The 20171-nt window shown below is 74.0% G+C and carries 22 protein-coding genes; 15 read left to right on the top strand and 7 right to left on the bottom strand.

The genetic code is table 11. The features are described 5' to 3' along the window. Positions 1–109: 109 nt before the first annotated feature. Positions 110–544 (top strand): SRPBCC family protein, encoded by a 435-nt coding sequence (locus LFA75_RS10890; RefSeq protein WP_225233662.1) that lies wholly within the window; start codon positions 110–112, stop codon positions 542–544. Positions 545–563: 19 nt separating this feature from the next. On the opposite strand, the gene LFA75_RS10885 is transcribed toward LFA75_RS10890, so the two are convergent. Further along, entirely contained in the window at positions 564–713 is a 150-nt protein-coding gene (locus tag LFA75_RS10885) for a hypothetical protein (protein WP_225233661.1), read from the bottom strand. A 733-nt stretch (positions 714–1446) separates the two neighbouring features. Between LFA75_RS10885 and LFA75_RS10880 the strand changes: the two genes are divergently transcribed. Next, positions 1447–2532 (top strand): M20 family metallopeptidase, encoded by a 1086-nt coding sequence (locus tag LFA75_RS10880; RefSeq protein WP_225233660.1) that lies wholly within the window; start codon positions 1447–1449, stop codon positions 2530–2532. On the opposite strand, the gene LFA75_RS10875 is transcribed toward LFA75_RS10880, so the two are convergent. Beyond that, positions 2516–3748 carry an AGE family epimerase/isomerase gene (locus LFA75_RS10875; protein ID WP_225233659.1) on the bottom strand — a complete coding sequence of 411 codons (1233 nt, stop codon included), beginning with the start codon at positions 3746–3748 and terminating at the stop codon, positions 2516–2518. The two genes, LFA75_RS10880 and LFA75_RS10875, sit on opposite strands and share 17 nt — an antisense overlap. A gap of 74 nt (positions 3749–3822) precedes the next feature. Here LFA75_RS10875 and LFA75_RS10870 point away from each other — a divergent pair, with 74 nt between their 5' ends. The 4 genes from LFA75_RS10870 to LFA75_RS10855 are packed head-to-tail and all read left to right on the top strand — an operon-like array spanning position 3823 to position 6485. After that, complete coding sequence (locus LFA75_RS10870) at positions 3823–4569, top strand: AIM24 family protein (RefSeq protein WP_225233658.1); 747 nt, start codon at positions 3823–3825, stop codon at positions 4567–4569. 29 nt (positions 4570–4598) lie between these two features. After that, positions 4599–5012 carry a VOC family protein gene (locus tag LFA75_RS10865; protein ID WP_225233657.1) on the top strand — a complete coding sequence of 138 codons (414 nt, stop codon included), beginning with the start codon at positions 4599–4601 and terminating at the stop codon, positions 5010–5012. A 22-nt stretch (positions 5013–5034) separates the two neighbouring features. Next, positions 5035–5973, top strand: a complete 939-nt coding sequence (locus LFA75_RS10860) for a hydroxymethylglutaryl-CoA lyase (RefSeq protein WP_225233656.1) — start codon at positions 5035–5037, stop codon at positions 5971–5973. Beyond that, entirely contained in the window at positions 5970–6485 is a 516-nt protein-coding gene (locus LFA75_RS10855; protein WP_225233655.1) for a flavin reductase family protein, read from the top strand. Before LFA75_RS10860 ends, LFA75_RS10855 begins: the two co-directional genes overlap by 4 nt. A 108-nt stretch (positions 6486–6593) precedes the next feature. Here the strand turns inward: LFA75_RS10855 and LFA75_RS10850 are convergent, their stop codons facing one another. The 3 genes from LFA75_RS10850 to LFA75_RS10840 form a co-directional block, all read right to left on the bottom strand. After that, positions 6594–8903, bottom strand: a complete 2310-nt coding sequence (locus tag LFA75_RS10850; protein ID WP_225233654.1) for a SpoIIE family protein phosphatase — start codon at positions 8901–8903, stop codon at positions 6594–6596. 61 nt (positions 8904–8964) lie between these two features. Next, positions 8965–9420, bottom strand: coding sequence for a hypothetical protein (locus LFA75_RS10845; protein ID WP_225233653.1), 456 nt, complete (start codon positions 9418–9420; stop codon positions 8965–8967). Further along, positions 9413–9778 carry a hypothetical protein gene (locus tag LFA75_RS10840; protein ID WP_225233652.1) on the bottom strand — a complete coding sequence of 122 codons (366 nt, stop codon included), beginning with the start codon at positions 9776–9778 and terminating at the stop codon, positions 9413–9415. The genes LFA75_RS10845 and LFA75_RS10840 overlap by 8 nt, the downstream gene beginning before the upstream one ends. 204 nt (positions 9779–9982) lie before the next feature. Between LFA75_RS10840 and LFA75_RS10835 the strand changes: the two genes are divergently transcribed. Continuing rightward, positions 9983–10432, top strand: coding sequence for a peroxiredoxin (locus LFA75_RS10835; RefSeq protein ID WP_225233651.1), 450 nt, complete (start codon positions 9983–9985; stop codon positions 10430–10432). Between the two features lie 58 nt (positions 10433–10490). Here LFA75_RS10835 and LFA75_RS10830 read toward each other — a convergent pair whose 3' ends face one another. Further along, positions 10491–11663 carry a CaiB/BaiF CoA transferase family protein gene (locus tag LFA75_RS10830; RefSeq protein WP_225233650.1) on the bottom strand — a complete coding sequence of 391 codons (1173 nt, stop codon included), beginning with the start codon at positions 11661–11663 and terminating at the stop codon, positions 10491–10493. 1 nt (position 11664) lies between these two features. Between LFA75_RS10830 and crcB the strand changes: the two genes are divergently transcribed. From crcB to otsB, 4 genes are read left to right on the top strand one after another with little or no spacing between them, the layout of a single operon-like run. Beyond that, on the top strand, positions 11665–12042 hold the full coding sequence (crcB, locus tag LFA75_RS10825) for a fluoride efflux transporter CrcB (RefSeq protein ID WP_225233649.1): 378 nt from the start codon (positions 11665–11667) through the stop codon (positions 12040–12042). Next, positions 12039–12392: a fluoride efflux transporter FluC gene (locus LFA75_RS10820; RefSeq protein WP_225233648.1), complete on the top strand. Its 354-nt coding sequence runs from the start codon at positions 12039–12041 to the stop codon at positions 12390–12392. Before crcB ends, LFA75_RS10820 begins: the two co-directional genes overlap by 4 nt. 39 nt (positions 12393–12431) lie before the next feature. Beyond that, a complete protein-coding gene (locus tag LFA75_RS10815; protein WP_225233647.1) occupies positions 12432–13838 on the top strand; it encodes an alpha,alpha-trehalose-phosphate synthase (UDP-forming) in 1407 nt (468 codons plus the stop codon). Then, positions 13835–14575 (top strand): trehalose-phosphatase, encoded by a 741-nt coding sequence (otsB, locus tag LFA75_RS10810; protein ID WP_225233646.1) that lies wholly within the window; start codon positions 13835–13837, stop codon positions 14573–14575. Before LFA75_RS10815 ends, otsB begins: the two co-directional genes overlap by 4 nt. Positions 14576–14589: 14 nt before the next feature. Here the strand turns inward: otsB and LFA75_RS10805 are convergent, their stop codons facing one another. Further along, positions 14590–16365 (bottom strand): DUF5635 domain-containing protein, encoded by a 1776-nt coding sequence (locus tag LFA75_RS10805; protein WP_225233645.1) that lies wholly within the window; start codon positions 16363–16365, stop codon positions 14590–14592. A gap of 247 nt (positions 16366–16612) precedes the next feature. Between LFA75_RS10805 and LFA75_RS10800 the strand changes: the two genes are divergently transcribed. The 4 genes from LFA75_RS10800 to LFA75_RS10785 are packed head-to-tail and all read left to right on the top strand — an operon-like array spanning position 16613 to position 20126. Then, a complete protein-coding gene (locus LFA75_RS10800) occupies positions 16613–17596 on the top strand; it encodes a Bug family tripartite tricarboxylate transporter substrate binding protein (RefSeq protein ID WP_225233644.1) in 984 nt (327 codons plus the stop codon). Continuing rightward, positions 17593–18159, top strand: a complete 567-nt coding sequence (locus LFA75_RS10795; RefSeq protein WP_225233643.1) for a tripartite tricarboxylate transporter TctB family protein — start codon at positions 17593–17595, stop codon at positions 18157–18159. The genes LFA75_RS10800 and LFA75_RS10795 overlap by 4 nt, the downstream gene beginning before the upstream one ends. Further along, positions 18160–19722: a tripartite tricarboxylate transporter permease gene (locus tag LFA75_RS10790; protein WP_225233642.1), complete on the top strand. Its 1563-nt coding sequence runs from the start codon at positions 18160–18162 to the stop codon at positions 19720–19722. Beyond that, positions 19719–20126 (top strand): universal stress protein, encoded by a 408-nt coding sequence (locus LFA75_RS10785; RefSeq protein WP_225233641.1) that lies wholly within the window; start codon positions 19719–19721, stop codon positions 20124–20126. The genes LFA75_RS10790 and LFA75_RS10785 overlap by 4 nt, the downstream gene beginning before the upstream one ends. The last annotated feature ends 45 nt before the right edge of the window (positions 20127–20171 follow it).

The following is a 20171-nucleotide window of genomic DNA, read 5'->3' as shown; positions in this document are numbered from 1 at the left end:
CACGGCAGAGGAACCTCTGCACCCCTTCATCGCACGGAGAGGGGGTGCAGAGGTTCCTCTGCCGATGGGGGGTGCGGTTGGGACGGCGGGTGGCGGGCACTCCTGGGCCATGCCGACCGTCGAGCGAACCTTCACCGTGCACGCCCCGATCGAGAAGATCGGCCCCTACCTCGCCGACTTCGCCAACGCCGAGGCCTGGGACCCGGGCACGAAGACCTGCACGCCGCTGGACGGCCAGCCGGTCCAGGTCGGGTCGCGCTGGAAGAACGTCAGCGAGTTCATGGGCCGGGAGACCGAGCTGGAGTACCGCCTCGAGCGGTGGGAGCCCGACCACCTCACCCTGGTCGGCGAGAACAAGACGGTGACCTCGACCGACGACATCTCGCTGCGCGCGGTCGACGCCACCAGCACGGAGATCACCTACCACGTGGACTTCGACTTCCACGGGGTCGCCACCCTCGCCGGGCCGCTGCTCAAGCCCGCGCTGGAGAAGCTCGGCAGCGACACCGAGGAGAAGATGACCGAGGTCCTCGCGACGCTGTGACCGGTGCGCCGCGCCGCCCTCAGCGGCGGCGCGGTGCGACCAGTGCCGCGAGCACCAGCAGCGCGCCGAGCGCCGCGGTCCACGGCGGCAGCCCGGTCAGGGCGCTGGGCAGGCCGTCGACCAGCCGGGCCACCGGCTCGGGGGCGCTCGTCCAGCGGGGGGCCAGCACGAGCGCGGCCCAGATCAGGCCCGCGGAGGCGGTCGAGGGCGCGCGGCTGGGCCCGGCGCCGGTGGCCGAGGCGTCCCGGACCTGAGCGCCTGCCGGGGGTCCGACGGGGCATCGGCGAGACTGGGCCGGTGAGCGGACCACGGGACGACGGCCAGGCCTGGGACTCGAGCAGGGTCGACGGCGGGGGCTATGGCGGGCCACCCCCCTCGCAGCCGGCCCCNGCCGCCGGCGGCCTGGCCCAAGGGGCCGGGTCGACCGCAGCAGGCCGGCGCCGCCGCGGTCCTGGCCTTCATCGCCGGCGGCATCGGGATGCTCTGGGGCCTGGTCGGCATCGTGCTGCTGGCCGGGTCCGACGGCGGGACGGGCACCTGGCTCGGCGTGGTGGTCGGGCTGCCGGCCGGGGTGGCCGCGGTGGTCGGCGGCGTCCGGCTGCTGGCCGGGGCCGACCGCTGGTTCGTCGTCGGCGCCGGTGCGGCGCTGGGGCTGGCGGTCCTGCTGCAGGCCGTCGTCAGCGCCGCGAACTCCTACGGGTCGGCCTTCGGCCAGGCCCTGCTGGTCGTCTTCCTGCTCCCGCCCCCGGTCGTGGCCGCCGTCCTGGCCGGGCTGCCGGTCGTCGGCGGGTGGGTCGAGCACGTCCGCGGCACGACCGGCGCCCGGCTGGCCCAGCCGACGCCGCCGGCCCCGCCGACCTGGTGACGCTGCCGGTTCCACGTGGAACCGGCAGGGTGGGGTGATGGCAACCGACGCCCTCGACCCCGTGGAGCTCGTGCGCGAGCTGGTCCGCCGACCCACCGTCTCCGGTGACCCGCGCCCGCAGCGCGACGTCATGGGCGTGGTCACCGACGTCCTCACCGCGCACGCACCGCACCTGCAGCGGCGCGACGGCGAGGACGCCGACCGGCCCTGGACGCTGCTGAGCACGCCGACCGACCCGGGGCGGCCCCGGCTGGTCTTCGCCTGCCACGTGGACACCGTGCCGGCCGCGGATGCCGGGCACTGGCAGCGCGACCCCTTCGGCGCCGACCACGAGGGCGGCCGGGTCTGGGGCCGCGGCGGTTCGGACATGAAGGCCGGTCTGGTGGCCGCCGTCGCCGCGCTGGCCGGCGCCGACCCGGAGATCCCCGTGGCGCTGCTGCTCACCAGCGACGAGGAGATCGGCTCCAAGGGCGCCCAGGTGGCGGCCCGGGCGCTGGCCGGGACCCGCACCGGGGCCGTGGTCGTCCCGGAGGCGACCGGCAACGAGGTGGTGCTGGGCCACCGGGGCGCGCTGTGGCTCGCCGTCCGGGCGGCGGGGAGGGCCGCGCACGGCAGCACGCCGCACCTGGGGCACAACGCCGTGCTGGACCTGGTCGCGGTGCTGGCCCGGGCCGGGGCGGAGCTGCCGCTGGCGCACGACGACTTCCTGGGCACCGAGACCTGGAACCCCGGCGTGATCAGCGGCGGCACCGTGCCCAACGTGGTGCCCGATGCCGCCGAGGTCGTGGTGGACATGCGCACGGTCGGCGACGCCGCCGCGCTGCAGGCCTGGTGGCGGGCGCAGCCGGAGGTGGCCGAGGTCGACGTCCGGGTGGACCTGCCGCCGCTGCTGACCCCGGCCGACGACCCGTGGGTGCGCGGCCTGCCCGCCGTGGTGCGGCCGGAGCCGGCCACCTACTTCACCGACGGCTCGGTGCTCGGACCGGTCGCGGGCGGCGCCCCGATCGTGGTCTGGGGCCCGGGCACCCCTGCCGTCATGCACGCCCGGGACGAGTACGTCGAGGTGGCCGAGCTGGAGCAGGCTGCCCGGGTGTTCGGCGAGGTCGTCAGCCGCTGGCGGTGACGCCGTCCACGACCCGGGCGACCGACTCCGCCAGGCTGCCGGTGACCGGCAGCCGGGGCAGCAGCAGGGTCTGCGCCACGTGGTACGCGTCGGGCTGGCCGGTCCAGGTGGTGTGCCCGACCTGGCCCTCGGGGGTCAGCTCGTGGTGCCAGTTGCCGGTCCGGGTGTCCAGCACCAGCAGCTCGACCAGGTTCGACCAGTGCTCGTGGTCGGCCCGGTACCCCGCCTCGCCGGTGACCGCGCCCAGCACGGCCGCCGCGGCCAGCGCCTCGGCCATCACCCAGTGCATCCGGGCGTCGACGACCGGCCGGTCGGCCCAGTCCAGGGTGTAGACGAAGCCTGGGTGCCCGTCGGGTGACCCGCCGCGCTGCACCGCCACCCGGTACAGCTCCCCCGACGCCGCGGCCAGCTCCGGCGGCAGCTCGACCACGGTGCCCAGGTGGGCGACCAGCCGGGCCCACTCGAACTGGTGCCCGACGGTCACCCCGTAGGGCCGGAACGGGTCGGCGGGCCGGTCCCGGTTGAACTCCGGGAGCGCCGTCCAGTCCGCGTCGTGGTGCTCCGGGAGCCGCCAGTCCCGGGCCCGGGCTTCCCCCACCACCCGCTGCGCGATCCGGGTGCTGCGGTCCCGCAGCTGCGCGGCCCGGGCGTCGTCCCCGGTCGAGGCCAGGGCGTCCGCGGCGGCGAGCTGGGCCTCGACGGCGTGCATGTTGGCGTTGGCGCCGCGGTAGGCCGAGCACGCCGTCCACCCGGCGTCCCACTCCTCGACGGCGGCGCCCGCCTCGTCGTCCCAGAAGTGGTCGTCCCAGACCTGCAGCGCGTCGGCCAGCAGCTCGGGGCCGCCGGGCAGGCCGACCCGGGTGAGCGTCGCGCCGGCCAGCAGCACGAAGGCGTGCACGTAGGCCTGCTTCGGGTACTCCTCGACCGCCCCGTCGGCGGTGGACCACCAGCCGCCGTGCTCGGCGTCCCGCAGCACCCCGACCAGCGCCTGCCGGCCGTGCTCGGCGAGCTCGGCCGCGCCGGGCCGGCCCCACGCCGCGGCGAGGGCGAACACGTGGGTCATCCGCGCGACGATCCAGGTCTCGGGCACCTTCCCCGGCGTGCGCTGCCCGTGCTCGTCCAGCCAGCCGAACCCGCCGGCCGGGTCAGCCGCGGCCGCGGCGGTGGTCAGCAGCCGGTCCAGCTCGGGGGTCTCCAGGTGCTCGCGCGCGGTCACCGCCCGACCGTAGCCAGCCGCCCCCCGACCCCGGCAGGATGGCCGCGCCACGACCACCGATCGAGGAGAGACGCATGCGCAGCGAGTTGTTCGCCCCCGAGTTCGCGGAGAGCCAGGCGACCGGCATCCAGAAGCAGGGCAGCAAGATGTGCCGGGTCGGCCTGGACGGCGAGGTCTTCGCCCGGGCCGGGTCGATGGTGGCCTATCAGGGCCAGCTGTCCTTCGACGCCCTCGGCTCCGGCGGCATCGGCGGGTTCATCAAGCAGAAGCTCACCGGCGAGGGCGTACCGCTGATGAAGGTGCGCGGCCGGGGCGACCTCTTCCTCGCCGACGCCGCGCAGGACGTGCACGTCATCGATCTGGACGGCTCCGACGGCCTGACCATCAACGGGGCCAACGTGCTGGCCTTCGACTCCTCGCTGTCCTACGACATCCGGCGGGTCTCCGGGGCCGGGATGAGCAGCAGCGCCGGCCTGTTCAACTGCGTGTTCACCGGCGTGGGCCGGATCGCGATCACCACCAAGGGCCAGCCGGTGGTGCTGGTGGTCGACCAGCCGACCTACGCCGACCCGCAGGCGGCCGTGGCGTGGTCGTCGTCCCTGCAGACCGGGGTGCAGGTCAACGACTCCTTCGGGCTGGGCACGCTGATCGGCCGCACCACCGGCGAGCGGTTCACGCTGTCCTTCGCCGGCCAGGGCTTCGTCGTCGTCCAGGCGTCCGAGGAGCCGCCGGTCAGCGCGATCGGCGGCTCGGGCTCCGGCCAGCAGTCCGGCGAGGGCGGGTTCGGGGGTGCGCTCGGCGGGTTGCTGGGCGGCCGATGAGTTCTCCGCCGCCCGGGCGTCCTGAGGGCATGACTGCGAACCTGTGCCCCTACCTGAGCTTCGACGGCACCGCCCGCGAGGCGATGGAGACCTACCAGCGCGTGCTCGGCGGCACCCTCACGCTGAACACCTTCGCCGAGTTCGGCATGGACGGCCCGGACGCCGAGCGGATCATGCACGGCCAGGTGGACACCCCCGACGGCATCCTGCTCATGGGCTCGGACACCGGACCGGGCATGGGGTTCGAGAAGGCCGCCGGGACGACGGTGTGCATCAGCGGCACCGACACCGAGAAGCTCCGCGGGTGGTGGGCCGCGCTGGCCGAGGGCGCCCAGGTGCAGATGCCGCTGGCCGTGCAGATGTGGGGCGACGAGTACGGCGCGATGGTCGACCGGTTCGGCACGCCGTGGATGGTCAACATCACCGCGGCGCCCCGGGATTGACGGCGCGGGGCAGGATCGGGGTGTGAACGACTTCGACCTGGTCCTGCCCCCCGCCGTCGACGTCCGCGAGGTGGGCATGCGCGACGGCCTGCAGCTCGAGGACCCCGTGCCGCTGGCCGGAAAGCTCGCGATGCTCGAGGCGCTGGTCGCCACCGGGGTGCAGCGGATCGAGGTGACCTCGTTCGTCTCCCCGAAGGCGGTGCCGGCCCTCGCCGACGCCGACCAGGTCGCCGCCGAGCTGCACCGGTTCACCGACGTGCGGTTCTCCGCGCTGGTGGCCAACCTGCGCGGTGCCCAGCGGGCGGTGGACGCCGGGATCGCCGACCTGGAGTACGTGGTGAGCGCGGCCGACTCGCACTCCCGGGCCAACGCCGGCCGCTCGACGTCGGAGGCGGTGGCCGCGGTCGGGGACATCGCCGCGCTGGCCCACGGCGCCGGCGGCTCGCTGGAGGTGATCGTGGCGACGGCGTGGGACTGCCCGTTCGACGGCCGCACCCCGGTCGACCGCACCGTCGACGTCACCCGGGCCGCGGTCACCGCCGGCGCCGACGCGATGTGCCTGGGCGACACCATCGGCACCACCACCCCGCTGCGGGTGGTCCGGCTGGTCGACGAGGTGCGCCGGGTCTCCCCCGGCGTCCCGCTGGGCGTGCACTTCCACGACACCCGCGGCACCGGCCAGGCCAACGCGCTGGCCGCCGTCCAGGCCGGGGTCACCCAGCTCGACGCCTCGGTCGGCGGGCTGGGCGGCTGCCCGTTCGCCCCGGGCGCCAGCGGCAACATCGCCACCGAGGAGCTCGTCTACTGGCTGGAGGACTCGGGGGTGGCCACCGGCATGGACCTGGACGCCGTCCTGGTCGCCGCGGCGGTGACGGAGCGGTCCGTCGGCCGAGAGCTGCCGTCCTCGTTGCACCGGGCGGGTGGGAAGAACGCGCCGCGCGGGACGTTCGCACCGGCATGAGCGAGCAGCCGCAGGAGATCGTCGACCCCCGGGTGATGCGGGACGTGCTGGGCCACTTCGCCTCCGGCATCACCGTGGTCACCGCCACCGAGCCGGACGGGCCGATCGGGTTCACCTGCCAGTCCTTCAGCTCGCTGTCGCTGGACCCGCCGCTGGTCGCCTTCGCCCCCGCCCGCACCTCGACCACCTGGCCCCGGCTGCGCGCGATCGCCCGGTTCTGCGTGAACGTGCTGGCCGACGACCAGGACGGGCTGAGCTCCCAGTTCGCCCGCTCGGGCACCGACAAGTACGCCGGGGTGACCTGGTCGCCGTCCGCGCACGGGTCGCCGGTGCTCGACGGCGTGGTGGCCTGGATCGACTGCGAGCTGTACGCCGAGCACGACGGCGGCGACCACACGATCGTCGTCGGCCGGGTGCTGGACCTGGGCGCCACGGCGCAGAAGACCCCGCTGGTCTTCCACCGCGGCGCCTACGGCCTGCAGGCCGCCGTCGTCCCGCCGCCGGGTGCCTGACCTCCTCGGGCGTGGATCAGCTCAGCTGATCGGACTCCGTCCTGGCTCACCGGCGTCGGTGAGCCAGGACGCACGGTGATCAGCTGAGCTGATCCACGCCGCGTTGCCTTACCCGAAGCGGACGGCGATGAGGGCGATGTCGTCCCGGCGGTCCAGGGCGGTGTCCACCGCGCGGGCGCAGACGTCCACGGGCAGCGCGTCGGCCGGGGCGTCGACCAGCCGCTGCACGAGCGCGGCGATGCCCTCGTCCAGGTCGGCCCCGGGCTGCTCGATCAGGCCGTCGGTGTAGCCGACCAGCGTGGTGCCGGCCGGGACCTCCAGGTGCACGCTCGTGCGCCGGGTCGCGCCGTCCACGCCCACCAGCAGGCCGTGGGCCTGGGAGAGCACCTCGACCCGGCCGTCGGGGTAGCGCAGCAGCAGCGGCGGGTGCCCGGCGTCGGCCACGACCAGCTGCCACGGCTGGCCCTCCCCGGCCGGCGGGACGGCGCGGACGTAGGCCATGGTCGCCATCGACGCCACGTGCAGGCCCTGCACCAGGCGGTCCACCCGGCCGAGCACCGAGCCCGGGTCGGGGTCGGTGGCGCCCCACATGCAGGCGCGGAGCAACCCGCGCAGGTGGCCCATCGCGGCCGCGGCGGCGACGTCGTGGCCCACCACGTCGCCGATGGCCACGCCGATCGCGCCGTCGGGCAGCTCGAGCAGGTCGTAGAAGTCGCCGCCCACGTCGGCCGCCGTCGAGGCGCTGACGTAGTGCGCCGCGGCCTGCACCCCGGCGATCTCGGGCAGCTCGGGCAGCAGGGAGCGCTGCAGCGTCTCGGCCACCTCGTGCTCGGCCTGGTAGAGCCGCACGTTGTCCAGGGCCATCGCCGCCCGCCGGGCGAGGTCCTGCACCAGCTCGGTGTCCTCGGTGGTGAAGCCGCGCTCGTCGTCGGTCAGCACCAGGGCCAGCGACCCCAGCACGCGCCGCCGGGCGATCATCGGGACGGCGAGCACCGCGTGCCCGCCGAGCCGGTCGTAGGCCGCGCGGGTCACGGAGTGGGCGAACACGTCGTCGAGCCGGTCGGAGGTCATCTGCTCGATGAGCACCGGCTGCCGCCGCTCCATGGCCTGCCGGCTCGGCGAGCCCGGGGTCAGGTGCATGGCGTGCTGGGCGCTGATCGCCCGCAGCTCGTCGGCCAGCCCGTCCCGGTGCCGGCCGGCGGTCTCCTCGACGGTGCCGTACGCGTCGACGACGGTCACGAAGATCCAGTCGGCCAGCAGCGGCACGCACAGGTCGGCCAGCCGGTCCAGCAGCTCGGTCCGGTCGAGGGTGGCGGTCAGCGAGCTGGTGGCCTCGGCCATCAGCGCCAGCCGGTTCTGCGCCACCTCGGCGTCCTCGCGGGCGGTCTCGGCGTCGGCCCTGGCCTGCTCGGCCACGGCCTGGGCGACCTCGGCCTCGCGCCGGGCGGTCTGCTCGGCAGCGAAGGCGGCCGCGCGCTCGCCCTCGACCCGGACCCGCTCGGTGACGTCGGTCTGCACGCCGACGAAGCTGACCAGCTCGCCGGACCCGTCGAAGACGGGGCTGATCGACAGCTGGTTCCAGAACGCGGTGCCGTCCTTGCGGTAGTTCAGGAGCGTCTCGGTGACCACCTGCCGCTGGTCCAGCGCCCGGCCGATCTCGGCGACCTTCGCCCGGTCGGTGGCCGGGCCCTGCAGGAACCGGCAGTTGCGGCCGACCGACTCCTCGGCGGTGTAGCCGGTGACCCGCGTGAAGGAGGGGTTCACCCACACCAGGGGGTCGTCCTCGCGGCGGGGGTCGGTGATGGTGAAGCAGATGTCGGTGGCCAGCACGGCCCGGTCCCGCAGCGCCTGCATCCGGGCGTCGGGGTCGGCGTCGCCGCGGGCGCCGTCGATCTGCAGGAAGACGACCAGGGCCAGCTGCTCGTCCTCGGCGTCCTGGGACAGCGGGAAGCCGGTGACCCAGAGGGTCAGCTCCTCCCGCTGGCCGCGCGGCCCCAGCCGCACCGCCTCCCCGGCCACCGGGGTGCCCTCGGCCACCACCGACAGTGGGCTGCCGGTGCTCTCCAGCGGCTGGCCCGACAGGTCGGTGAGCCCGGCGGAGGTGCCCCACTCGTCGATGGCGACCGGCAGCGAGACGTTGCCGGCCAGCTCGACGGCGGCGGTGTTCGCGTAGACCACGGTGCCGGCCCGCTGGTCGATGACCAGGACGCCCACCGGGACGTCGACCAGCACCCCGGGCAGCGCCGACCGGGCGCTGGCGGCGGAGTCGGTGGCCGAGACCAGCGCGGTCGCCGCGCCCACGGCACCTGCCTGGTGGGCGCGGTCCTGGCTGTCGTCGGGGTTCGCGACTGCTCCGGACACGAGGGCGGCGGCCTCGGCGGGCACGTCGGACCCGGAGGGGTCGGGGACCTGCTGCACGGGGTGGACGATACCGGTGGCGCACGACGGATCTGCCCGGGAGACCGGACCGCCCCCCGCGTCAGGGGGAGGCGGGTCGGTCGCGCTCCAGCTCGCCGAGGTGGCGCAGCCACAGCAGGCCGAGCACCGGCAGCGCGAGCGGGATGAACCCGTAGCCCTGCCCGAAGCCCGACCAGACGGTCGCGTCCGGGAACGCGGCGGGGTCGACCAGCGACAGCGTGCCGACCACGAGGACGCCGACCAGCTCGACGCCGCAGGCCACCACGGCCGTGCGTCGGCCCGACCGGCCGCCGCGGGCCAGCCCGACGGTCGCGACCAGGTAGACGACGGCGCTGAAGGCGGACAGCAGGTAGGCCACCGGGGCCTCGTCGAACTGGGTGGCCAGCTGGACGGCGGCCCGCGCGCCCGCGGCCAGGGCGAACACGCCGTAGAGGGCGACCAGCACCCGGCCGGGCCCGCGCGAGGTGCTGCCGGCGTCGTCCCCGCCGGCGGCGGGTGCACCCAGGCGGTCAGCCACCGGTGGCCTCCCACAGCTGCAGCAGGCGCCAGACCATGACGGCCACCACGAGCGCCGCGACGGCCAGCACGGTGCCGGCCCAACGGGTGGGCTCGGTGCGCGACCACAGCACGCCGGCGACCGGCACCAGCACCACGCTGACCAGGTAGGCCAGGAACGTCGCGGTCTCCGGCGGTCGCTCCCCGCCGGCCAGCGCGACGACGACCACGGCCGACTGGACCAGGAGCACGGCCTCCAGGACGCCGGCGGCGACCAGGTGGGCCAGGCCGGTGCGGCGGCGCAGCACGGTGGACAGCCCGCCCAGCGCCGCGACCACCAGGGCTGCCACGGTGGCCAGGGCCACGAGGGGGGTGTTCACCGGGCGGTCACCGGCCCATCCTCCCAGCGCGACGGGACGGCGGCGGCGATCGGGTCGCGCCGACCCGCCGGGCCGCTCACCCACGGCACAGGACACCCACAACCGCTGCGCCGAGTGGCGCCGGTCCCGGGTCCGTGATCACCTGCGGGCGGTTCCACGTGGAACCGGCCGAACCACCTCGCCCGCTCGGCACGAAGGACAGTCATGAAGACCGGTGACGTCGCCCCCGATTTCGAGCTGCCCGACCAGGACGGCACGCCCCGCCGGCTGTCCACGATGCTGCAGAGCGGGCCGGTGGTGCTCTTCTTCTACCCGCTCGCCAGCTCCGGCGGCTGCACCACCGAGATGTGCACCGTCCGCGACGAGGCGTCGCAGTTCGCCGCGGTGGGCGCCCAGCGGGTCGGCATCAGCCAGGACTCGATCGCCAAGCAGAAGGCGTTCGCCGACGGCAACGGCTTCGACTACCCCCTGCTGTCCGACGCCGACGGCTCGATCTGCACCGCCTACGGCACCAACCGCGGCTGGAAGGCCGCGCCGACCAAGCGGCACACCGTGGTGATCGGCACCGACGGCGTCGTCCGGGACGTCATCAAGAGCGAGTTCTCCTTCGCCAAGCACGCCGGCAAGGCGCTGTCGGCGCTCGCCCCCAAGTGATGGCGCCCTCCTGAAGCTCCGGCCGGGCGGTGGCCACTCCCCCGCCCGGCCGGGAACCTCACATCCCCAGCTCGGCCCGGATCTCCGCGTCGTGCTGGCCGGCGGTCGGCACCGCGCCGACCGCACCCGGGGTGGCCGAGAACCGCGGCGCCACCCCGGGCTGCACCACCCCGTCCACCTCGACGAACACGCCGCGCTCGCGGTTGTGCTCGTCGGAGGTGGCCTCCAGCAGCGACCAGGCCGGCGCCACGCAGGCGTCGGTGCCGGCGAAGACCGCCCACCACTCCGCCCGGGTGCGTGACCCGATGACCTCGGCGAAGCGCGCCCGCAGCGCCGGCCAGGCCGCGAGGTCGGACCGGTCGGGCAGCGTCGGGTCCCCGGCCAGGCCCAGGCCCTCGAGCAGCGCGGCGTAGAACTGCTCCTCCAGGGCGCCGACGGCCAGGAACGTGCCGTCGGCGCAGGCGTAGACGTCGTAGAACGGCGCCCCGGTGTCGAGCAGGTTCGCGCCCCGGGCGTCGGTCCAGGCCCCGGTGTCGAGCATCCCGTGGATCATCGTGGTGAGCACCGCGGTGCCGTCGACGATGGCGGCGTCGACCACCTGGCCCTCGCCGGTGGCCCGGGCGTGCAGCAGCGCCGCCACCGCCCCCAGGGCCAGGAACACCCCGCCGCCGCCGAAGTCGCCCAGCAGGTTGATCGGCGGCGCGGGCCGCTCGCCGGGCCGGCCGGTGGCGCCCAGCGCGCCGGTGAGCGCGATGTAGCCGATGTCGTGGCCGGCGCTGTGCGCGAGCGGTCCGGTCTGCCCCCAGCCGGTCATCCGGCCGTAGACCAGCGCCGGGTTCAGCGCGTGCGCCTGCTCCGGGCCCAGGCCCAGCCGCTCCATCACCCCGGGCCGGAAGCCCTCCAGCAGCACGTCGGCCCGGGCGACCAGGGCGCGGACGACGGCCAGGTCGGCGTCGTCCTTGAGGTCCAGGGCGATCGAGCGCTTGCCGCGGTCCAGCAGCGACGTCGCGCCCAGCGACCCGACCAGCCCGCCGCCCCGGGAGCGCCGGTCGATCCGGACGACGTCGGCGCCCAGGTCGGCCAGCAGCATCCCGCAGAAGGGGCCGGGGCCCAGCCCGGCGAACTCCACGACCCGTACGCCCTGCAACGGTCCGGCCACGTCGCCGTCCTCCCGCTCGTCGGATGAGCCGCCCCCGCACCGGGCGCGGGCCTCGGTGGCATGCTGCCGCACCGTGCGGACCTCCGGCGTCGTGGCCCTCGGCGGGGCCGCCGGGGCGCTGGCGCGGTGGGGGGTCGGCCTCGGGCTGCCGCACACCGCCGGTACCTGGCCGTGGGCGACGGTCACCGTCAACCTGACCGGCTGCCTGGCCATCGGCGTCCTGCTGGCCGTGCTGCTGGCCCGCGCCCCGGGGCACCCGTGGCTGCGGCCGTTCCTGGCCACCGGGGTGCTCGGCGGCTACACCACCTTCTCCGCGTTCGCCGTCGACGCCGTCCAGCTCGCCGACGCCGGTCGGTGGCCGGTCGCGGTGGGGTACCTGCTGGTCAGCGTGGTGGGCGGGCTCGCCGCCGTCGTCCTCGGGCTGCTGGTGGGACGGCGGGTGGCCCGGTGACGGCGCTGTGGGTGGTGCTCGGCGCGCTGGTCGGGGCACCGGTCCGGTACGCCGCCGACCGGCTGGCGGTGCGGTGGCGGGGCGCGGGCAGCGTCGTCGGGGTCCTCGTGGTCAACGTCGCGGGCAGCCTGCTGCTCGGCCTCGTCGTGGGCGCGCGCGACCTCTCCCCCGCCGTCGTGGCGCTGGTGGGCACCGGCTTCTGCGGCACGCTGACCACCTTCTCCACCTTCGGGTTCGACGTCGTCCGGCTGGTGGAGGAGCGGCGGGTCGGCCGGGCGCTGGCGTACCTGACCGGCTCGGTGCTGCTGGGCGTCGCCGCGGCCTCGATCGGGTACGGGATCGTCCGCTGACCTGCGGTGGGGGCCGGCGCTCAGTAGGGTCGACCCGGTATGGCTGATCAGCAGAAGTCCGAGAGCCCCGTCGTCGTCGTCGCCAACCGGTTGCCCGTCGACCAGGTCGTCGCCGCCGACGGCTCGGTGAGCTGGACCCGCAGCCCGGGTGGCCTGGTCACCGCGCTGGAGCCGTTCGTGGCCGGCCGGGGCGGGGCCTGGGTGGGCTGGTCGGGGTCGGCGGGCGAGGCGCCCGAGCCCTTCGAGTCCGGCGGGATGCAGCTGGTGCCGGTGGAGCTCAGCGACGACGACGTCGACCAGTACTACGAGGGGTTCTCCAACGCCTCGCTGTGGCCGCTGTACCACGACGTGGTCGAGAAGCCGGAGTACCACCGCACCTGGTGGAACAGCTACGTGCAGGTCAACCGCCGGTTCGCCGAGAAGGCCGCCGAGGTCGCCGGGCAGGGCGCGATCGTCTGGGTGCACGACTACCAGCTGCAGCTGGTGCCGGCGATGCTCCGCCAGCTGCGCCCGGACCTCACCATCGGGTTCTTCCTGCACATCCCGTTCCCGCCCTATGAGTTGTTCACCCAGCTGCCCTGGCGCAACGCGATCGTCGAGGGCCTGCTGGGCGCGGACCTGATCGGCTTCCAGATGCCGGCCGCGGCGGCGAACTTCGTGCAGCTGGCCCGCCGGCTGCACGACCTGCCGACCAAGGGCTCCACGATCAGCTACGACGGCCGCACCGTGACCGCCAAAGCGTTCCCGATCTCGATCGACGTGTCGGTCTTCGACTCCCTCGCCCGCAGCCCCGAGGTGCTGGCCCGGGCGAAGCAGATCCGCGAGGAACTGGGCAACCCGGACAAGGTGATCCTCGGCGTCGACCGGCTGGACTACACCAAGGGCATCGGCGTCCGGCTCGAGGTCTTCCTGGAGCTGCTGGAGGACGAGCTGGTCGAGGCACCGTCCACGGTCTTCATGCAGGTGGCCACGCCGTCCCGGGAGCGGGTCGAGCACTACGTGCACATGCGGGAGACCATCGAGCAGCAGGTCGGGCACATCAACGGGGTCTTCGGCTCCACCAGCGGCCCGGCGGTGCACTACTTCAACCAGTCGATGCCGCGCGAGGAGCTCGCCGCCCTCTACCGGGCCGCCGACGTCATGCTCGTGACGCCCTACCGCGACGGCATGAACCTGGTGGCCAAGGAGTACGTGGCCGCCCGCGGCGACAACGGCGGCACGCTGGTGCTCAGCGAGTTCGCCGGTGCCGCCGCCGAGCTCAAGCAGGCCTACCTGGTCAACCCGCACGACAAGGACGGCGTCAAGAAGCAGCTGATGCGGGCGCTGCGGGCCGACCCCGAGGAGTCCGCCAGGGCGATGAAGGCGATGCGCCGGTACCTGGCCAAGCACGACCTGGAGCACTGGGCCGGGTCGTTCTTCGCCGCCCTGCAGGAGGAGGCCGCGTGAGCACCGTCGCCGAGGTCGTGACCCGGCTGACCGACCGCCGGCCGCTGCTGGTGGCCAGCGACTACGACGGCGTCCTCGCCCGGCTGCGGGACGTCCCCGGGGAGGCCGTGCCCGAGGAGTGGGCGCCGGACCTGCTGCGCCGCCTGGCCGGCGCCGACGGCGTCACGGTCGTGATGGTCAGCGGCCGCGGCCTGGACGACCTGCGGACGACGTCCGGGCTGGGCGCGCCGATCCGGTTCGTCGGCAGCCACGGCGCGGAGTTCGACGACGGCCTGGACGCCGGGGTCGCCGCCGAGCGGGACCTGCTGGTCGGTGCGGTGCAGCCGCTGGTCGACGCCGTCCCCGGCGCCCGCCTGGAGGTCAAGCCCGCCGCGGTCGCCGTGCACGTGCGCACCGTGGCCGACCGTCCCGCCGCCGCGGCCCTGCTGGAGCGGGCCGCCGCGGCCGCCGGGCCGCACCACACCGCCAAGCCGGGCAAGGACGTGCTGGAGCTCGCGGTCACCGACGCCGACAAGGGGACGGCGGTGCTCCGCCTGGCCGACTCCCTCGGCGCCGACGGCGTGCTCTACCTGGGCGACGACCGCACCGACGAGGACGCGTTCACCGCGTTGGCCCCCCGGGTCGGCGCCGTGACGGTCAAGGTGGGCGACGGCGACACCGCCGCCCAGCTCCGGGTGCCCGACCTGGACGGCGTGCGGGACCTGCTCGAGGCCCTGGCGGTCGCGCTCGCGGTCTGAGGTCGTGCGTCTCTTCAGGCGGCGAACGACGGCCCGCGGGTGAAGTGGGCGTTCCTGCCGATCTCGTCTCCTCGCGCCAAGAAGCCTTCCGCGGCCTGGCGCTCGAGCTGCCGTAGAGCCCCACCCACAGACAGCCCGGTGAGTGCGGCGTGGTCTCCGGATGTCATGCGGTCGTGCGCCATCAGCCAGGCGCGGATGACCCGACGAGGATCTTCTGGACGTCGGTAGGGCAGGACTCCCCGGGATCGCAAGGCCAGGCGTGCCTCCTTGGTCTCGAGGAGGCCGAGCGCCGCGGCGGACAAGGTCCACACGTCTTTGACGCGCGCCAGCAACGGCTGGTCACCCACCCGGCACTCCAGGGCCGTGTCGATCGCTTCTGCGCATTCGGCGCCGTCCCGCTGCAGGACGTCCACCAAACCATCGGCGGTGATGAACGGCTCGTGCAGCAGCGTGTGGACGATGAGGGCGATGCGGACGTCGCGGCGCCGTACCGCCGGCTGGATGGCCGAGACGAGCGCCATGACCGGCAGCACAGGTGCACCGCCGGTGAGCCGCGCCCGGACCCGGATGTTCGACTGCTCGTCGACGATGGGACGGCGATGACCCAAGGTCACCATCTCGCGGACCATGCGATCCACCCCGAGGCCTCGCTTGTCCACGAGGTTCATGCCGCGGAAGAGATCAGCGAGCGCGGGGTACCTGGCGAAGCGTTGCGTGAGGACGTTGGCCGCGGTGATGCCCCCGACGAAGCCGCCGGGGCTGACGACCTGGAGGGCTGAGTCCGCTTCGATCCACGTGATCTCCACAGGGTCACGTGGCATCCAGTCACGATGGATCACGCCGTTGAGGACTGCTTCGCGGATGGCCCGGGGAGGCAACCGGCGAACTGGCTCCTCTGCGAATGATCCCGTGAGCGTGATGGACGTGTTCACGCTGTCCAGACGCTGCTCCACGACGGCGACCTGCTCGATGAGGCTGAGTCCACTCAGGTCCAGCGGGGCAGCCAGGACATCACCGCCCTCGACGTCGAGGACGGACAGGGACAGCAGGGTGCGATCGCTGGCGCAGAAGACCAAGGCGCCCGCCTGGGTGAGGTGACCGTCGGGCCGCAGCACTCCGAGCCAGGCAAGCAGCTCGCTCGAACTGCGGGTACGGGGTACACCTTCGAGACCACTGCGTTGCAGGTAAGCGCGTGCAGCGACGATGGCGCCGTCCGGCACGTCGACGACGGTGCGAGAGGTGACAGCGGCCATGGGGTCGGCTCCGGCGATGTCCTGTCGGTGCAGCCACCACTCGGCACGGTCGACCGGTTGGCAGCTCGATCCCGTACGCCATCTGAGGTTTCCGTCCTGGTCCTCGACCGGTTCGCGGGCCTCGGCGACGAACACCACCAGCAACCGGGCTCCGGCGACGATGCGTTCCTCGACGGCCGGCGCGACGTCGACCCGTTGGTAGATGCGCTGGCGAAGCCACTCGGCATCGAGCGCTGCGCCGAACAGTGCGCCGCTGCGGTCCTCGACCCCCACGATCAAGGCCCCGCCACCTGGAGTGTTGGCGAGGCATGCGACCTCTCGCGCCAGATGGTCCGCTGCAGCCAAGTTGTGCGGGTCGCCCGGGAGGAGGACTCCACCGCTGCCCCGCCGTCCGGCCTCTTCCTTCAGGTCGACCCTCTGGCGCTCCACCAGTTCGGGTAGAGCTCCGGCTGCCAGCTTGTCCAGGCACTCATCCACCTCGGCACGGAGGCTGGCTCTAGCTTCGAGGAGGTCCGATTGCGGGCTGAAAGGCAGCACGGATTCAACTCTCCCATCCAAGTGTGGGTTTAGCTAGATGCTAAAGCAACACTGGTCTACCAAGATGTGCACGCTGTACGCCTTTACCGCCCCTGGCGAGTGGCGACCTCGGGCGTGCGCGACCTGCTCGAGGCCCTGGCGGTCGCGCTCGCCGTCTGACCCCCTTGTGGTCACAACGGACATGTGACGCACAGCGCGCTCTCACCTACGGTGGCCAGGTGATCGCCGACCAGCCCGGGTGCAGCCCGTGGCGCTGACCCGACGTGGGTTCCTGGCCGGGGCGCTCGCGCTGCCGGCGCTGTCCACCGTGGCCGCCTGCGCGGGCACCGTCGTCCAGCCCGGGGACCTCTCCCGGCTGCGGATGATGGTCCCGGCCAGCCCGGGCGGCGGGTGGGACACCACCGCCCGGACCCTGCAGCGGGTGATCCAGCAGGCCGGGGTCGCCCGCAACGTGCAGGTGTTCAACGTCGAGGGCGCCGGCGGCACGATCGGCATCGGCCAGCTCGCCCGCGAGGACGACGACGCGCTGCTGATGATGATGGGCCTGGTCATGGTGGGCGCCATCGACACCAACGACTCGACCACCCGGCTGGACGACGTCACCCCGATCGCCCAGCTGATCGCCGAGACCGAGCTGATCGTCGTGCCGGCGGACTCGCCGTACGACACCCTCGAGGACTTCGTGGCGGGCTGGGCGGCGGACCCCCGCGGCACCCCCATCGCCGGCGGCTCGGCCGGCGGCACCGACCAGATCCTGGCCGGGCTCCTCGCCCAGGCCGCCGGCATCGACCCGGTCGAGGTCAACTACATCGCCTACTCCGGCGGCGGGGAGTCCCTGGCCGCGCTGCTGGGCAACCAGGTCGCCGCCGGCATCTCCGGCACCGCGGACTACGGCCCGCAGGTGCAGGCCGGTGACCTCAAGGGCATCGCGGTCTCCACCGCCGAGCGGTCCAACCAGGTCCCCGACGTCCCGACGATCGTCGAGAGCGGCTTCGACGTCGAGGTCACCAACTGGCGCGGCCTGATGGCCCGGCCGGGGATGTCCGACGGCGCCCGCGAGGACCTGATCGCCCTGGTCACCGAGGCGCACGACACCGATGAGTGGGCCGAGGCACTGGACGCCAACGGCTGGCTGGACACCTTCCAGACCGGCGACGAGTACGGCGAGTTCCTCGCCGAGGAGGAGACCCGCGTGCGCCAGGTCCTCACCGAGATCGGGTTGATCCAGTGAACGAGGCGGAGGAGTCGGTCGCCGCGGAGACCCCGGCGACCCCGGTGGCCCAGCGGCCGGGGTCGTTCAACGGCGAGCTGGTCGCTGCGGTGCTGCTGGCCGCCCTGGGCGTCTACCTCCTGGTGGACGCCGGCGCGATCGCGATCCCGGGGTCGAGCAACACGGTCGGCCCGCGGTTCTTCCCCTACGCGGTCGGCGGGCTGTCGGTGCTCACCGGTGCCCTGCTGGCCCTGCGGGTGCTGCGCGGGGACCGCGGCCCGGCCGACGACGGCGAGGACGTCGACCCCGACGCCCCGACCGACTGGCGGGCCGTCGCGGTCATCGCGGTGGCCTTCGTGGCGCACGCGCTGCTGATCAACGTGGTCGGCTGGCCGCTGGCGGTCGCGCTGATGTTCGCCGCGGTGGCCACCACGCTGCAGGGCCGGCTGACCCCGGTGGCGGCGGTGCGGCCGTTCCTCGTCGGGCTGACCGTCGGCTGCGTCGTCTGGATCATCTTCGTCAAGGCGCTGAACGTGGCGCTGCCCGGCGGGATCGTCCTCGAGTTCCTGACGAGCTGGTTCTAGATGGCCATCTCCGACCTGCTCGGCGGGTTCGCCGACGCGATCACCCCGGTCAACCTGCTCTTCGCGCTGCTCGGCGTGCTGCTGGGCACCGCCGTCGGCGTGCTGCCGGGCATCGGCCCGGCCATGACGGTGGCCCTGCTGCTGCCGGCCACCTACGTGCTGGAGCCGACCAGCGCGCTGATCATGTTCGCCGGCATCTACTACGGCGGCATGTACGGCGGGTCGACCACGTCGATCCTGCTGAACACCCCCGGTGAGTCCGCGTCGATCATGACCGCGCTCGAGGGCAACAAGATGGCCAAGGCCGGCCGCGGGTCCGCGGCCCTGGCCACCGCGGCGATCGGCTCGTTCGTCGCCGGCACCATCGCCACCCTGCTGCTCGCCCTGGTCGCGCCGACCCTGGTGCAGGTCGCGATCAACGTGACGACGGCGGACTACTTCGCCCTCGCCGTCCTGGCGTTCGTCGCGGTGGCCAGCGTGCTGGGGTCCTCCCCGCTGCGCGGGCTGGCGGCGCTGTGCCTGGGGCTGTACCTGGGCCTGGTCGGCACCGACGTCCTGTCCGGGCAGGAGCGGTTCACCCTCGGCATCCCGCAGCTCTCCGACGGCATCGACGTCGTCGTGGTCGCGGTGGCGCTGTTCGCCGTCGGCGAGGCGCTGTACGTGGCCAGCCGGTTGCGCAAGGGGTCGGTGCAGGTCATCGACCACAAGGGCGGGTGGCTGACCAAGGAGGACTGGCGCCGGTCGTGGAAGCCGTGGCTGCGCGGCACCGCGCTGGGTTTCCCGTTCGGCGTCATGCCCGCCGGCGGTGCGGAGATCCCGACGTTCCTCTCCTACGCCACCGAGAAGAAGCTCACCAAGCACCCCGAGGAGTTCGGCCACGGCGCCATCGAGGGCGTCGCCGGGCCGGAGGCGGCCAACAACGCCTCCGCCGCCGGTGTGCTGGTGCCGCTGCTGACGCTGGGCATCCCGACCTCGGCGACCGCGGCGATCATCCTGGCCGCGTTCCAGGGCTACGGGATCCAGCCCGGCCCGACGCTGCTGACCACCGAGGGCCCGCTGGTCTGGGCGCTGATCGCGTCGCTGTTCATCGGCAACGTCATGCTCGTCGTGCTGAACCTGCCGCTGGTCGGCCTGTGGGTGAAGCTGCTGAAGATCCCGCGCCCCTACCTGTACGCGGGCATCCTCACCTTCGCCTCGCTGGGCTCGTTCGCGGTGAACGCCGACCCGCTGGACCTGGTGATCCTGCTCGGCCTGGGCCTGCTCGGGTTCGCGATGCGCCGGTTCGGCTGGCCGGTGGCCCCGGCGGTGATCGGGCTGATCCTGGGGCCGATCGCGGAGACCAACCTGCGCCGGGCGCTGGCGATCAGCGACGGCGACCTCTCGGTGCTGGTGGACAGCTGGTTCAGCCGGGTCGTGCTGCTGCTGGCCCTGCTCGCCCTGGTCGGGCCGGTCGTGCTCCGCGCGGTGCGCGGGCGGCGGGCGACCCCGGCCGAGGTGGCCCAGGAGCAGGAGGAGGATCGAGAGGTGCAGACCGCAGCGAACCGAGAGGGAGGCACCCCGTGAGCGCCGTCGTCGTGGGCTACGTCCCCCACCCCCGTGGCCGGGCCGCGCTGGACCACGCCGTCCTCGAGGCGCACCGCCGCGAGGCCCTGCTCGTGGTGGTCAACTCCTCCCGCGGCGACGCCCTGGTCGACGAGGAGTTCCTCCGCGGTGACCAGCTCCGCGCGCTGCACGACGAGCTGGCCGCCTCCGGCCTGCAGACCGAGATCCGCCAGCCCGTCCGCGGCCGCGACGTGGCCGAGGAGCTCGCCGCGGCCTGCACCGAGACCGGGGCAGAACTGCTGGTCATCGGCCTGCGGAAGCGCTCGGCGGTGGGCAAGCTGCTGATGGGCTCGGCCGCCCAGCGGATCCTGCTGGACGTCGACTGCCCGATCCTCGGCGTCAAGAGCTCCCCCCGGGAGAGCTGACCGGGCGGTCGAGAAGTCGACCGCCGCAGGACGACGACCCGCAGG

It is taken from the genome of Klenkia terrae, assembly GCF_900491935.1.
Classification (GTDB): domain Bacteria; phylum Actinomycetota; class Actinomycetes; order Mycobacteriales; family Geodermatophilaceae; genus Klenkia; species Klenkia terrae.
Note: the sequence above shows the minus strand (reverse complement) of the source record. Positions and strands in the feature narration are given on the sequence as shown.